Source organism: Staphylococcus sp. GDH8C109P (assembly GCF_017893405.1).
Taxonomy (GTDB): Bacteria; Bacillota; Bacilli; order Staphylococcales; family Staphylococcaceae; genus Staphylococcus; species Staphylococcus cohnii.
On the sequence record NZ_JAESMX010000009.1, the window covers coordinates 129,815 to 144,841 of the forward strand.

General features: G+C 30.9%; 15 protein-coding genes. 5 read left to right on the forward strand and 10 right to left on the reverse strand.

The window, feature by feature from the left end; genetic code table 11:
• Positions 1-31: 31 nt before the first annotated feature.
• Positions 32-163 (reverse strand): HAAS signaling domain-containing protein, encoded by a 132-nt coding sequence (locus KA867_RS13365; protein ID WP_245355900.1) that lies wholly within the window; start codon positions 161-163, stop codon positions 32-34.
• Positions 156-479, reverse strand: coding sequence for a PadR family transcriptional regulator (locus tag KA867_RS02525; protein ID WP_107384617.1), 324 nt, complete (start codon positions 477-479; stop codon positions 156-158). Before KA867_RS02525 ends, KA867_RS13365 begins: the two co-directional genes overlap by 8 nt.
• 357 nt (positions 480-836) lie before the next feature.
• Here KA867_RS02525 and gltS point away from each other — a divergent pair, with 357 nt between their 5' ends.
• Positions 837-2,042, forward strand: coding sequence for a sodium/glutamate symporter (gltS, locus tag KA867_RS02530; RefSeq protein ID WP_210136978.1), 1,206 nt, complete (start codon positions 837-839; stop codon positions 2,040-2,042).
• Positions 2,043-2,175: 133 nt separating this feature from the next.
• Here the strand turns inward: gltS and fni are convergent, their stop codons facing one another.
• Both fni and corA read right to left on the reverse strand, forming a co-directional pair.
• Positions 2,176-3,222: a type 2 isopentenyl-diphosphate Delta-isomerase gene (gene fni / locus KA867_RS02535; protein ID WP_107384615.1), complete on the reverse strand. Its 1,047-nt coding sequence runs from the start codon at positions 3,220-3,222 to the stop codon at positions 2,176-2,178.
• Between the two features lie 74 nt (positions 3,223-3,296).
• Positions 3,297-4,244, reverse strand: coding sequence for a magnesium/cobalt transporter CorA (gene corA, locus KA867_RS02540; protein WP_107384614.1), 948 nt, complete (start codon positions 4,242-4,244; stop codon positions 3,297-3,299).
• Positions 4,245-4,387: 143 nt separating this feature from the next.
• Here corA and KA867_RS02545 point away from each other — a divergent pair, with 143 nt between their 5' ends.
• Together KA867_RS02545 and KA867_RS02550 are read left to right on the forward strand one after the other, a co-directional pair.
• Positions 4,388-4,855 carry a thioesterase family protein gene (locus KA867_RS02545; RefSeq protein ID WP_210136979.1) on the forward strand — a complete coding sequence of 156 codons (468 nt, stop codon included), beginning with the start codon at positions 4,388-4,390 and terminating at the stop codon, positions 4,853-4,855.
• Positions 4,856-4,867: 12 nt separating this feature from the next.
• A complete protein-coding gene (locus KA867_RS02550; RefSeq protein WP_119535630.1) occupies positions 4,868-5,275 on the forward strand; it encodes a hypothetical protein in 408 nt (135 codons plus the stop codon).
• A gap of 136 nt (positions 5,276-5,411) precedes the next feature.
• Here KA867_RS02550 and KA867_RS02555 read toward each other — a convergent pair whose 3' ends face one another.
• On the reverse strand, positions 5,412-6,317 hold the full coding sequence (locus KA867_RS02555; RefSeq protein WP_107524484.1) for an alpha/beta hydrolase fold domain-containing protein: 906 nt from the start codon (positions 6,315-6,317) through the stop codon (positions 5,412-5,414).
• 272 nt (positions 6,318-6,589) lie between these two features.
• On the opposite strand from KA867_RS02555, the gene KA867_RS02560 reads away from it, so the two are divergent.
• On the forward strand, positions 6,590-7,225 hold the full coding sequence (locus KA867_RS02560) for a hypothetical protein (protein WP_210136980.1): 636 nt from the start codon (positions 6,590-6,592) through the stop codon (positions 7,223-7,225).
• Between the two features lie 395 nt (positions 7,226-7,620).
• Here the strand turns inward: KA867_RS02560 and KA867_RS02565 are convergent, their stop codons facing one another.
• Together KA867_RS02565 and KA867_RS02570 are read right to left on the reverse strand one after the other, a co-directional pair.
• Complete coding sequence (locus KA867_RS02565) at positions 7,621-9,495, reverse strand: DHA2 family efflux MFS transporter permease subunit (RefSeq protein WP_210136981.1); 1,875 nt, start codon at positions 9,493-9,495, stop codon at positions 7,621-7,623.
• A 12-nt stretch (positions 9,496-9,507) separates the two neighbouring features.
• Complete coding sequence (locus tag KA867_RS02570) at positions 9,508-10,155, reverse strand: HlyD family secretion protein (protein ID WP_107385104.1); 648 nt, start codon at positions 10,153-10,155, stop codon at positions 9,508-9,510.
• A gap of 126 nt (positions 10,156-10,281) precedes the next feature.
• On the opposite strand from KA867_RS02570, the gene KA867_RS02575 reads away from it, so the two are divergent.
• Entirely contained in the window at positions 10,282-10,830 is a 549-nt protein-coding gene (locus KA867_RS02575; protein WP_210136982.1) for a TetR/AcrR family transcriptional regulator, read from the forward strand.
• Between the two features lie 351 nt (positions 10,831-11,181).
• Here KA867_RS02575 and KA867_RS02580 read toward each other — a convergent pair whose 3' ends face one another.
• From KA867_RS02580 to KA867_RS02590, 3 genes are all read right to left on the reverse strand, one after another.
• A complete protein-coding gene (locus KA867_RS02580) occupies positions 11,182-12,390 on the reverse strand; it encodes a putative multidrug effflux MFS transporter TcaB (RefSeq protein WP_210136983.1) in 1,209 nt (402 codons plus the stop codon).
• Positions 12,391-12,658: 268 nt separating this feature from the next.
• On the reverse strand, positions 12,659-14,047 hold the full coding sequence (locus tag KA867_RS02585; protein WP_210136984.1) for a membrane-associated protein TcaA: 1,389 nt from the start codon (positions 14,045-14,047) through the stop codon (positions 12,659-12,661).
• Positions 14,048-14,410: 363 nt separating this feature from the next.
• Positions 14,411-14,875: a MarR family transcriptional regulator TcaR gene (locus KA867_RS02590; RefSeq protein ID WP_107385132.1), complete on the reverse strand. Its 465-nt coding sequence runs from the start codon at positions 14,873-14,875 to the stop codon at positions 14,411-14,413.
• Positions 14,876-15,027 lie beyond the last annotated feature (152 nt).

Sequence of the window (15,027 nt, forward strand, 5' to 3'; positions counted from 1 at the left end):
TTTGAAATTTGTGCTTCTGTTTTACCTTCTTTTAATCCGCTATAAAAATGTGTTTCCCGCTATAAAAATGTGTTTCGTACTCATTTAAAATATCTTGTCGTTCTGCATCAGAATCATGTTTCAAATGTTTATGCAACTGTTTTAAAAATTCATTTTTAGTCATTCCATTCACTCTCCTTTATAAATACTTCTACAATATTCGAAAACGATCGCCATTCATGTAATAAGTCAACTAATCTGTCATTACCTTGGTCAGTCACTTTGTAATATTTCCTTGCTGGACCCTCTGAAGAAGGTTGGTAATATGTCGTGAGTTCTCCATTTTTCACTAATCTTCGTAGCAATGGGTACACTGTTCCTTCTGCAATACTCATATGTCTCGAAATATTTTGAACGAGCGAGTAACCGTACTGATCATCTCTTTTGATAATAAGTAGCACTATAAGCTCTAGCGCGCCCTTTTTAAATTGGCTATTCATATGTTACCTCCTATGTAAATCCAGTACTATACATTACACAGTAGCTGTCGAAAAGAATATAACACAGACTACTATACATTGCAAGGTACTGTGTTATAGATAAGTCGTGTATTCATTCTTCTAACATCTATTTTTGCGTATTAGACAAGAGAATGATTATCTGAAAATTACAAATAAAACAATCTCTATTTATTCTATTTAATATTTAATTCCAAACTAGATTTATACTATTTAAATATGTATAATAGATAGCATGGAGTTTTGTAAGCACTTTCTTTATTGTCATTTTGCACATGACTCCATCTATATAACCAGACACACAGGAGAGTTTCATTTGAAATTTAAGGGGGATTGAAAATGCTAGAGCTAGATGCAATTACTACTTTAGCAATCGCAAGTTTGTTATACCTTTTAGGTATATATATTGTTAATCATATTTCAATATTAAGAAGGCTTTGTATTCCTGCACCTGTTATCGGTGGTTTAATCTTCTCGATTTTAGTTGCAATATTACAATCTACAAATATCATAACAATCAAACTGGATTCTGAATTTATACAAAACTTCTTTATGCTTGCGTTCTTTACAACAATTGGATTAGGCGCTTCTTTAAAGTTATTACGCTTGGGTGGAAAAGTACTTATTTTATATTTTATATTTTGTGGTTTTCTTGCAGTCTTCCAAAACCTTATTAGTATTTCATTAGCAAAAGTATTAAACATACCACCATTATTAGGCTTGACAGCAGGTTCTATGTCTATGGAAGGTGGTCATGGTAATGCTGCCGCCTATGGTCAAACCATACGCGACATGGGCTTTGATTCTGCATTAACCGCAGCTTTAGCAGCAGCAACATTAGGTCTTGTAGCTGGTGGTTTAGTAGGTGGTCCAGTAGTGAAATTTTTAATCACTAAATATAATTTAAAATCTGAACATGCAGAAGAAACTACGACAGACTATGGTAACGTAAAATCTAATGAATACTTACATAATCGCATGAACCCTACTACCATCTTTTTCTTACAATTTACGATTGTAACCATTTGTATGGCTATTGGTTCATATTTAGGAAATACATTCTCTGATTTAACAGGTATTAACATTCCTATATATGTTGGTGCAATGTTTGTTGCGGTAATTATTCGAAATATTTCTGAATATAATAATTTAAATCTTATTGATATGAAATTCGTGGATAAAATTAGTGACATATCACTAAGCCTATTCTTATCTATCGCTTTGATGAGTATACAACTTACAGAAATATATCAATTGGCTTTACCTTTAATTATTATCGTTTTAATACAAGTCGTGTTTATCGTGCTATTCTCTATATTTATCGTGTTCCGCGGTTTAGGAAAAAATTACGATGCTGCTGTAATGATTGGTGGCTTTATTGGTCATGGTCTTGGTGCAACCCCAAATGCTATGGCAAACCTAGATGTAATTACCAAAAAATTCGGAGCTTCACCAAAATCATATCTTTTCGTACCAATTGTGGGCGCATTTTTAATTGATTTGCTTGGTGTCCCAATCGTTACTACATTTATCAATCTATTCTAATGATATAATTTGATTTTTAACATAAGAAAACCTGAGACATAATGTCTCAGGTTTTTTCTATAATAATTTCATATACGAAAATCAACACAGTAGTTAATGACCTAACCTACAAAAATGATTTCTTTATGAGATATTAATTAGAAATATCAATATTTCGCTGATCTATCCAAGATTGTAATTTAGGACCAAAGATCATTTTCGAACCTTTTAAATCATTTATTGTAGGCGCATTTAACATCGTCATAATTTTTTTCATATGTTCAGTAAATTGTTCTGTATAGTTTAGTGTTTCTGTAATACCATATTGTTCAACTTGATTTAAAAATGGTCGCGACATACCAACCGCACTCGCTCCAAGCGCTAAACATTTCACAGCATCTAAAGGAGAGCGCACGCCACCACTAGCAAGTATATCCATATCTTTTTGATAAGAAGTACTTTCTAATAATGATTCCACAGTCGTTTGTCCCCACATACTTAAATAGTCCATGTCCTTGTATGCACGTCTTTCATTTTCAATATCTACAAAGTTCGTACCACCACGTCCACTCACATCTACATATCTAATGCCAATTTCATATAAGTTTTTGATTGTTTCTTTACTCATGCCAAACCCTACTTCTTTGACAATTACTGGGACATTTACCCGTTCTACAATTTGCGCAAGATTGTCCATCCATGTAGAAAAGGTTCTATTACCTTCAGGCATGACTAATTCTTGTGGTGCATTGACATGTACTTGTAATGCTTGAGCATCTAGCAATTTTACTGATTCGACAGCTTTATCAACAGGTACATCGGCACCTACGTTACTAAATATAATCCCCTCTGGGTTTGTGTCACGCACGACTGTAAAAGATGATGCCATATCACTATTACGTAACGCTGCATGTGTAGAACCAACTGCCATTGCAATACCGCTTTCCCGAGCCACAATTGCCAATTTTTCATTAATTTGTTTCGTCCATTCACTGCCACCAGTCATCGCATTAATATAAAGTGGTTGACTAAGTGTAAAATCTTTTAGCGAATGCTCAAGATTAACATCACTTACATCTATACTCGGAATAGAATCATGTACAAATCTAATTTCATCAAAATCTGAGATTGTAGCATCCGTTTGTGCCATTGCAATCTCAACGTGTTCATTTTTTCTTTGTTCTCTTTTTAAATCGCTCATTGTTTACTCCAATCCTCAATAGTTATTTTACTCAAGTCAGTTTAAAACTGCATCATTAATATAATACTATGATATTAAAACCATTTTTCTTTTTTAAAATAAATCACACAACCTATACTAATACATAGCATAAGTGCTAAAACAAAATAATAACCATATTGCCATTTTAATTCTGGCATATTTATAAAATTCATACCATAAATACCTGTAATTAATGTCAATGGTAAAAAAACAACTGACACCAAGGTAAGGACCTGCATAATCCGATTCATTTTATATGAAGCATATGATGTCAAATTATCTTTTATTTCATTTGTCATTTCTTGGCATATTTTCAAAATATTTTGTTGTTTAATCATATGATCATCAATATGTTGAAGATAAAGTTTATCCTTGTCATCTAATAATAATAGGTTACTTTCTTTTAATTGATTAACTAATTCTGTCATTGGATAAATCACACGCTTTAATTTAATTAGCTCAGAACGTATTTTAAATACATTATCCATCGCAAATTTCATAGAACCATTCATATTTTCACTGTCTTCGAAGTCATATACCTTATCTTCGATGGCATAAACGAATTCAAAATAACGATCTACTAAACAATCTAACACCAAGATAAATATATATGTTGGGAGAATATTACGTATTGTTTGCGTTTTGAAAGTAGTTTCTATCTTCTTTAAAATATCAAATGGTTGATGATGGTATGTAATAAGTAAACGATCTTTTATAAAAATATTTAATGCTTTTGCATTAAAATTCTCGGTATCCACATCATGAACAACTATATACTGATATGTGTCATATGCTTTATATTTAGCTCTCGGTGTCCCGTTCACTGTATCATCAATTTCAAGTTTATTAAAGTTAAAACGTGTTTTTAAAAATGTATTTTCAGCCTCGGTTGGTTGGTTAAAATCACACCATATAAACTGCGCTGTTTCAGGAATGTCTTCTAAACAATTAACGCTTGCTAATGTATTTCCAGAAGATAAGTATCTAATTGTTATAGCCATAGGTCACCCCTATAATCATTTTCTTTATTTTATCATGAAATACTATTTGTGTATGTTATATACAATTTTTAGTAAACTTAGGTTAGCTTAAATAATATAAATATGTCTATTTTAACAATTAAAGTTTTAAAGGAGATGTAACAATGAAAAATCCTTTCACAATTTCCAACAATGTGACACCCGATATGATTGACCATAACGGTCATGTACATGATGCGAATTATAATATGGTCTTCAGCGAAGCTATCAATCAATTTAATTATACACATGGTTTATCTTTAGAAGAACGTACCAAGTTAAATTACACACTATTCACTGTTGAAGAACAAACAGCTTATTTATCTGAACTAACTGAAGATGACACATTTACCATTACAATTTACATCTATGATTATAATGAAAAAAGCTTACATTTCTTTTCCGTTATGACGAACCAAGACGGCAGCAATATAGCAACAAATGAAGCAATGATGTTAGGGATTGATCGCACAATCAACAAAACAGCGCCATTCCCTCAATCATTTGCTGACCAAATTAGCAATTATTATGATAACCAACAATTAATCGAATGGCCAAAACATTTAGGTCATAAAATCGGTATCTCAAGATAAGGAGTGATAAATATGTCACAAGGATTAATCGACACAATCAAAGTGCAACTTTATGATTTAAATGATGATATGAAAGCTGCACTTAGTGAACTCAATCAAAACAAACAGCTAGTCATTAATGGACCTGATAGTCAATTGATTAAACGCGGTTTTGATATTAGTTACTACCAAGGTCAAAAACAAGCTATAGATACTATTACTTCATTAGTGGAACAAATTGATGTAGAAGCAGCTTTTATACAGCGTTACACAACTTTTGTTCAAGAAGAAACACAACTATATGAAAAATATCTCTCGAAATTCAACAATATGGATATACCAACGCAAGATTTTAACGACTTTATAGCGCAATACTATAAGCTAAAAGGGACACAATCTATATTAACTGTCCTTGATACAACAATGAATGAACACCATTAATTGACCGAAATGTTTGAGCATATAAAAACAGAAGCAAGGCGATATCAACAAAATTATATTTGGTGTCTGCCCCGCCTCTGTTTTTAATTTTTCGTAGCCTTATCATCATTTTAAAAATCGAGTGTATGCTTCCACATTAACGTTTATCGTGAATTGTATTGACGATTTCTTTAACAACTTTATGCGATTCTCTAATAGGTAATAATGCGAATGCATTCACCATTTTTTTAAAAGTATACAGTTGAACTGGCTGACGCATATCTTCTAACATATAAGCCAATTTTTTCATATCTGGTAAGTAAATCTCTCTTCCGCCACCAAATATATATATGGGGGGTAAACCAAATAATTCTCCATTAATTGGTGATAACCTACTATCGTTTAATGGAAGATTTCCAGACCATACTTTCATAATTTTTTGTAAACCTTCTATATTTATGATGACATCTTTATCGATTAAATCATCTGTAATATTTTCATTATCCAATTGAGCATCTAGCATCGGTGAAAACAAATACAATTTAGCTGGTAAAGGTTGATTATTTGATTTTAACTGTTGCACAAAACTCAACGCCAATGCGCCTCCAGTTCCATCTCCCATCACAATAATATCTTCATTACTACATTCTGTTAATAATTGTTGGTACACTTTATGAATCGCAGCATAAGTATCCTCAACATGATATTTGGGTGCTTTTGGATAAATTGGCAAAATAACTTCATTTAAAGTACTTAACGCAAGTTTATCCATAAATCTCCAGTGAAATGCAGAAGGTTGTAAAATATTATATCCACCGTGAATATATAATATTTTCTTTTGTTGACTGTGTCTAAAGCGAAATCTGAACACCTGCATATCATCCATCATTTGTTTTTCTAAGTCTGATTTTACATTTAAAGTTTCAGGTTGCTTGTGCTTTTTTTCATTCATCGTTAATCTTTTTTGTAAAAATTTTTCAAAGCTTTGTTGGTCATCAAATATAATTGAACGATGTGGTAATAAATATTTATTAACAAATTTTGTTGTTAGTCTTGATTTCATTCATAATCATCCCTATCTTTTTTGTAACAAATTTTAGAATTATAGAATTTTTGTTTCAATTCAGTATTTAAAATAAATTATATGATAAAATAAAAATAATGACATAAAAACGAAGTTATAATAGATATTGAAGTTAAAAAATATGACCATTCATACTAAAAATTAAATTATTCAACTTCATTGGTTAAAATGTAACAGTTATTACATATTATAACAAAATAAAAGTCATAAAATAACTAGATCCCCATCTAATGTAATGAAAGGAGTAAGTTATGACCGCAAATAATCAGCAATTTAAAGATTTTGAACATACTTTAACGAGTGAAACAATGCAACGAGGCGCTCGTTATGGAAAAAAGAAAAAATCTTGGGTTAGCCTTATTATACAAGTTATCGTTTTAATCCTAGTTACTATTTCAGGTTATAGTATGTTTAAGGAACCTATATTCAATTTAGTTTTTGTAGATAAAACAGTTAATTTTAAAGAATTAACAAATTTTCAAGAAACTATCAATAACTTAACGAATTTAAATATCAACGTTGAAAGTATCGATAACTTACAAACAAGCATTGATCGCTTGATACTTGTATTTTATGTATTTTTTATCGCTTGTATATTAAGTTTAATCTTAACCTTTTTTACGTTGTTTTTTAACAAAACTATATTGAAAATAGTTAACATGTTTATCATAGCGATCATGCTTGCAATTACTTTCGGTTTTTCTGCATTGATTAAAAATATTGCAACAAGAATTGCCGATTCAATGAATCAGTATTATATCACTGTTGATTCAGCTCAAATATTAACAGAGTCAAATGCAATCCATAACGCTTTTATTTTATTAAGTTGTAGTATCGCTTTACTATTAATTAGTTTATTTTTTAGAAATCGAAAACCTAGAATATAACTTCATTTAAACTTTACCAAAAAGCCGATACATATACTATCATAGATTACACCCGTAAATGAATGACTGAAAAAAATTCATTTGCGGGCTTTTTTTCTCCACTTAATCGATACACCAATCGGTAAAAAGGATTTTAAAACAAGCAATTTTTCAAGACTACAATCAATATCATATATATTATCTAATTAACTTGCGAATTTATAAAAACGATTTAGCTTTCACTTATAATGTACATAAAATCAACTTAGCACAAGTTTTTATCCCAATCGCTTTAACTATATGAAAATATTAACTCAGACTGTATTAATAACAAAATAAGCGTCAATTTCTACGTAACTATTATAGAAATTGACGCTTATTCATTAATCAGTGATGTTACATCACTGTTTTTTCACTTATTCTTCATTTGAAATATAATGTGACTTGCCTTTTAAGAACAAACTCAAAATAAATGCCAAAGCACTTAATAAAGTGGCTATTAAGAAAGCACTATTTACACCATTAATAGAAGCAAGCTTTTGCACAAATTCTAAAACTTGAGAAGTTGCCATTTGTTCTCCACCCATTGCTTGAGCCATTTCTTGTAAACGGTCTTTAATAAATGGATTTGTTTTATCTAAATCTTGTGTATATGAGGCGATATGTTGTGTTGTTTGTGTAGACATTACTGTAACTAGTAAAGCCGTACCAATTGAACCTGCCAATTGTCTCAATGTATTAGATAAAGCATTGCCATGTGCTATGAGTCGTTGTGGCAACGCGTTCATACCAGCAGTCATTATTGGCATCATGATAAAACTCATACCAAATGATCGAATGATATAAATAACCATTAAGTGACCATACGTTGTATTCATGTTTAATTTTGTTAATTCCCACGTAGCATAGGTCATAATTGCTGTCCCTACTAAAGCTAGTGGTTTAATACCAATCGTATCTAATAATTTTCCTGCGATTGGACCCATGACACCCATTATTAAAGCACCTGGTAATAATAATAAACCTGATTGTACTGGTGTAAAGCCTCTTAAGTCTTGTAAATAAAGTGGTAATAAAATCATGCCACCAAATAAACTCATCGTTACAATCATGTTAATAACGGTTGTTAATGTAAAACCTGAATATTTTAAAACTTCCATACTTAGCATTGGCACACGCATTGTAAGCTCTCTAATTACAAAAGCAGTAATAAAAATGACACCAAGGATAAGAGATACTACAACAATTGGAGAACTCCAACTATTATTTCCTGCTTCACTGAAGCCATATAATAGCGCACCAAAACCTATTGTACTAAATATGATACCTGGAATATCTGCTTTAGGGTTTGTAGTAACTTGATAAACTCTGAACCATATATATGCGATAGCTAATGAAATAAGTCCTATGATGAACATACCATAGAACATCACGTTCCAATGATAATTTTCTACAATATAACCTGACAATGTCGGACCTATAGCGGGTGCTAAAATCATTGCTATACCAAGTGTTCCCATTGCTGCGCCACGTTTTTCAGGTGGAAATATAGTCATAAATACATTTGTACCAAGTGGCATTAAGATACCTGCACCAATTGCTTGCAGTACACGGCCTACCATCATTATTGTAAATGAACCTGACATACCACATACTAAGGAACCTATTGTGAACAATGCCATCGCTATTAAGAATAATTTACGATACGAATATTTATTAAATAAATAAGCACTGATTGGTATCAGAATACCATTCACAAGCATAAATCCTGTCATAAGCCATTGACCTGTATTTGCTGAAATATTAAAATCAGTATTTATTTTAGGCAATGCAACATTTAATAACGTTTGATTCAAAATAGCTATAAACATACCGAAAATCATCGCTATTAAAACTTTGCCTTGAGAAGTGCCTTTTCCAAACATAAATGAACTATGTTTAGCTTTCAGCTTTTCATTTACTTGTGCTTCTTCAGAATTCGGATTGATTTGTTCATGATCCGAATCATGTTGTGTTGATGATTCAGAAGTGTCACTATTAGCGTGACTTGCATTCTCTGCGTTTTCTTCTGTAGTTTCACCTTTGTTTTGCTCTTGGTTTTCTGTTGTTGTTTTATCGTCTTTAACTTTAAATTTAGATTGATAACTTTCGTTAGAAGCAATGCTTTCATACTTAGATTGTTCCATTTTTCGGGTAGATTTTTGCTTATTTCTTTTCACGATAAAGAGATTAAGTCCACCGACAAGAATGAGCGCTATGACTACGTAAACAATAATGAAGGTCATTGTCATTTTAAGACCTCCTTAATTTTTATGAATTTTTACTTCAGCGTTCATTCCTGGAACAACATTTTTAGATGGTTTTGAATCTAGTGAAATTTTCACTGGTACCACTTGTGACACTTTTGTATAGTTGCCATCACTATTTGATGAAGGCATCATTGAAAAGCTTGAAGCAGTTGCTTTACCTACTTCTTCTACTTTACCTTTTAATTCAGCGTCTTCACCATCTAATTTAATATTTACATCTTTACCTTCTTCAACGTCTGCAATATCTTTTTCATCCACATTAGCAGTTATATAAGAATCATCTAAATTATAAGCGTAAGCGATTGGTGTGCCAGCTTGAGCCATTGAGCCTTCCATGCCATCAACTTTTACAATTGTGCCATCTTTAGGCATTTTAATACTCATATCTTGAGATTGACCACCTTCACCTTTAGCAGCAACCTCTGCAACTTTATCACCTTTGCTTAATTTTTCATTATTTTTAACATCAAGTGACTTGATTTCGCCAGAAGCTGGAGCTGACACCTTAATTTGTTCTCCATCCACTTTAGCATTATCTGTACTTACAAAAGATGTTGCTTGATTATAAAAATGGAATCCTACGACACCAATAATTACAAGCACAACAATGGTAATGACATTGATTAATACCATTTTCTTCATGATACTTTCCCCCTATTTGCATTTAAAATTCACCTTGTATATTATAAAGAGATGAAATTTAAAAGTATACCGACACTTAAATAAAATGTGTTGGGTACATTATTTATGTTCTATGAAGGAGTTATTATGAAACAAAATGCAAAACGAAAAATCATCCGTAATATGATTGCATTACTCGAGTTACATCCATTTGAAAATATAACTATCAAAATGTTATGCGCATATAGTGGTATAAATAGGACTACATTTTATGATTACTTCGTAGATAAATATGACCTTTTAGCTACAATACAATCACACCATATTCAAAAATATAAAACACTATTAGAAAATCTATATAAAAGTTCAGAAGAAATTGCAGATAATCACTCTAAACTATATCAATTTTTCAAAATCATTTTGCGTTATATCAAACGTCATTATGGCTATTTCCATGCTATTTTAGTCACATATCCTAATCGTGATTTATTTTTTGAGTATATGCATGCAACGCGGGACACTTATATTAAAATTTTGGACGACTATACCGATGTATTAAACAAAAAACAATTTGTAATTTACGCACTAGGTGGTCAAATGGGCCTTGTTTATACTTGGATTAAAGAAGGATGTAATCAGTCGGTTAAAGATTTAGCTCAAATTTTATTAGCTAATACAATTAAGTTGAATCGTTAATAAATTATCTAATTAAAAAGACTACTAAATTTCTACAAAATAATAGAAATTTAATAGTCTCATTATACTAACTAATTCGAACACATAAATTAAAAAATTGATACTATAATAGTGCGACATGATCTAGTATCTGTAGATCAACATGGTATACCAAAAGCAAATAGATTTTCACCAACCTCAATCACTCATGCAAAATAAATCAAAGTAAGACAGCAATTTAATTTATTTAAACGGATGTCATTGCCACACCTTCTGTTCTGTGGATTAAAGTTGAATTAACTTTAAGTATTTGAGCTGAAGCTCATGCATCAGTTACTGCCAATGTAACACCAAGATTTTACACATATGCACTTATGCTCTTTTCCTTGTTCTAAACACAAAGTAACTCATCACTTGCAGCAATATTAATAACAGACCCGCGATTATGATAATTGTGATATAAGGCACATAATTCCCTTCTCCCATTAAACCTACGAGCGGTGAAACCACCCCTCCTAATAAGTATTGCACAAGTCCAAGTAAACTTGATGCACTCCCATTACCTCCAGTACGTTCATCCATCGCAATAGAAAAACCAAGCGTTGCTACACCAGTAACTGGTGCAACAAGAATGATAAAACCTAAGAATAAAATCCATATTGAAAAATGGTTTAATAAAGTAATCGTTACACTTAAAATTCCTACTAATTGAATCAACGTCAAAATCCGTAATAATGTTTGTCGATTTATATAATCAACGAACTTACCAGTCAATTGACTTGAAATAATGAGACTAATACCAATAACTGCAAACATAATACTAAATTGCTGTGGAGACATACTATATATATGTTGCGTGATAAATGGAGAAGCTGAAATATAACTAAACAAGATGATAAATGTGACACCTTGAATCAACATTGGTAATACAAAACGTGGCGTTACTAATAATTGTTTAAAATTCTTAAATATAATTGCTATATGAGAACTGTCCTTATGTTTGATAGATAATGATTCTGGTACTTTAAACATAGTCCCCAAAAACATAAGTATCCCAAATAAAGTTAGTATGACAAAAACCATATGCCAAGTGGAAAATGATAAGATCACGCCACCTAAAGCAGGTGCTAACACAGGTGCCACACCATTGACTAACATAAGTAAAGCTAAAAATTTTGTTAATTGTTTGCCACTGTACAAATCGCTAGAAATCGCTCTAGAAATAACTGCCCCTGCGCCTCCACAAAAACCTTGTACAAACCTTAAAATGATCATCCACCATATATTATTTACAAAAATAATACCTAAACTTGCTAATGTAAATAACAACATCGCAATCATAAGTGGTTGCTTACGCCCGATTGAATCAGAAAAAGGGCCCGTAAATAAATTCCCAACGGCTAAACCAATCATAAATAAAGATAAAGTTAATTGTGAAGTTGAAGTTGTCGTATTAAAATCAGACTGAATTTGAGGTAAACCAGGTAAAAACATATCAATCGATAAGGCACCAATCGCAGTTAACGCACCTAGAATTAAAATAAAAATGAATGATTGCTTTTGTTGTTGATTATCTACCATTTTATAACTCCTTCAAAAATTACTTGAAATATCCAGTTCGACGATATTTACACTTGTTTATGTATTGTTAACTAACTTATTACAAATTATTAATTAATAAGCATTATTACTATTATAGCTTTAGCTTAAAAACAAAGAAAGTGTCAATTTCTATTAACTATTATAGAAATTGACACTTATTCATGAGTCAGTGTTGGCTTGTTTCCAGATTCCTCTGCTTATCCACTACTCAATATATTATAGTATTATCAGCAAACATATCTTTTTGTTACTCTTCCGAATATTTCACAACTTTAAGGTTACTGGCATCATCATCGCCTTCAAGTTGGTAATCCACTTCGCCATATTGACCATTTTCTTTGACGGTTTGAGCTGTAATATAAAATGTTTCACCTTGTCTCACAATTTCAGTGATTTGTGGCTGAGGTAAATAAAATACAGCATTTTCTTTTACATTATTCTTTATAGATTTATAGTTATCAGTATTTTTTTTCAAATAAGATGAAACTAATTTAAAGTTACTTTGACTATGTGCATTATTCATTGCAGCAGTATAATTACCGAAAAAACGAGCCACCTTATTTCTGAAGCTATTTTCTTCTTTTTCTTTTTTATCTACATAGTCTTGAATTTCATCACCATCAAAGTTCAATGTTACATATGTTTTATCCTTCAAGTTATCCGTTTTAACAGTCGTTTCAGCTGATTTAAATGTCTTTTTCTTCGCTTCTCCTTCAGTAGAAACTGTTAACTCTTGTGTTTTTGGATATGGTCCTATTTCTTTATTATCAGCATAGTCATATGTTTTATCATTCACTTTCACTTTAACAGTATCTTTATCTATTTCAGATGCACCTTTCAAATCTAAGACGATATAAGCTTCATTAAAATCTTCTGATACATCAACTGTCTCATGATTACTATTATTAAAATTAAATTTGAGTTCACCGCTAAACTGTCCGTTAGCCATCTCTTTTTTAGACTCTATGACGTAATCACCTGGTATAAATTCACCGAGTACTGTCGTCTTATTCTTCTGTGCATGTACTGTTCTTTGTTTATCATTTGCTTTGAATTTGTAAGTTGTATCGTACTTAGGCTTTACAATCGCTTCTTTTGTAGGCGCTGTAAAACTCATATTATCAAATATCAAGTAACGTCGCCCATTTTTGCTGATACGCAAAACTTTTTCACCATTTTTTGCTGTTACAAAGTCTTCTTCACTAGTCTCATTTTTATTTAATGATTTTATTTTTTGCTTAATATCTTTCGTATATTCTTTCATGCCAACTTCTTTTTTTATATATTTAATATAAGCTTTTGCCTCATTTTCATCTACACTATTATTTTGCGTGCTTAATAAGGTTGATAATTTTTGAGTATCATTATTATCTACTGCGTTAATTAATATTTCCGATTGTGCTTCCGGCGAATTAAAATTTTTCAATAAGATAAATATAATAACCAGCAGTATAATGATAAAAGCTGCAATACCCCAGGGAATAATTTTCCTTGCTTTGCTATTAACAGTTTTTTTATTTTCTTTTGAAGTTCGAGTCATTTTTTCGTTACTAGTCGACTCTAAACGATAGCCACAATGACTACATCTTCGTTGTCCTATCCTTATGTTTCCCCCACATTTAGGGCACTTTTGCATTTTATCACCACGCTTAGTCCTTATTTTTTACATTATCCCGTTATTTTAACATAATATATTCATAAACTATACGGCTTTATCAAGCCATTTCCACCAATTTTTTGTAGTTTTTTAATTAAGTAAAATTCATTTTTACACTACTTTATTTCTATTATATGTACATGAATAAGTAAAAGATATACATCATTAGTCCAATGTCTTTTTACAATTCCTTTAATTTTTTCTTCAATCTTATATAGTTGTTCTTTTAATGAGGCACTTCAAATAAATCATTTTTACATGGACACATCATTCTAGTTATTGAAATATGTTTTAATTAAACGCATTTTGCTTTACTTAAAAATATTATCATTGTTTTTACTATTAAACACTGTGTTTCAAATTGAAATTTTTTAATCTTTGATCAATAATCTCTAAAACATATCTTGCTTGTTCGATTTGTTCATCCGATAAGTCGTGTAATATATCACTGACAATTGTATTGATAATTTCCTTACTTTGTTTATTAAATTGTTTACCTTTTGCTGTTAATTTAATATATTTTAACCTTTGATCTGCATTTTCTTCAGCTTTCTCCCATTGCACTACTTCTGCTTGTATTAATTTTTTTATTCTCCGGCTAACGGCAGCTTTATTTACGCCTTGTCTTTCAGTTATTTCTGTTAATGTCATTGCTTTTTCGTTTTCTAACATTAATATAACATTGGCTTGCTCTTTTGATACGTTATAGTCTTCTCTTAGTTCTTTTAACAATTTAGCTAATAAAGTATTCACATCATTTATAAACTCACCCATAAAATCAATATGACTACTTAAATTTTTAACCATAACTTCTCGCACCTCTACTATTCTAGCTCACATAAGTAAACGTTATTTTTTTTATATTATGTTAATAATATCAATATTCGAGACGGTATAAAAGCAGAAATTTCTAACCGCTGAGTTTTTAATTTTTAAACCTATCTAAATTACAATCAACA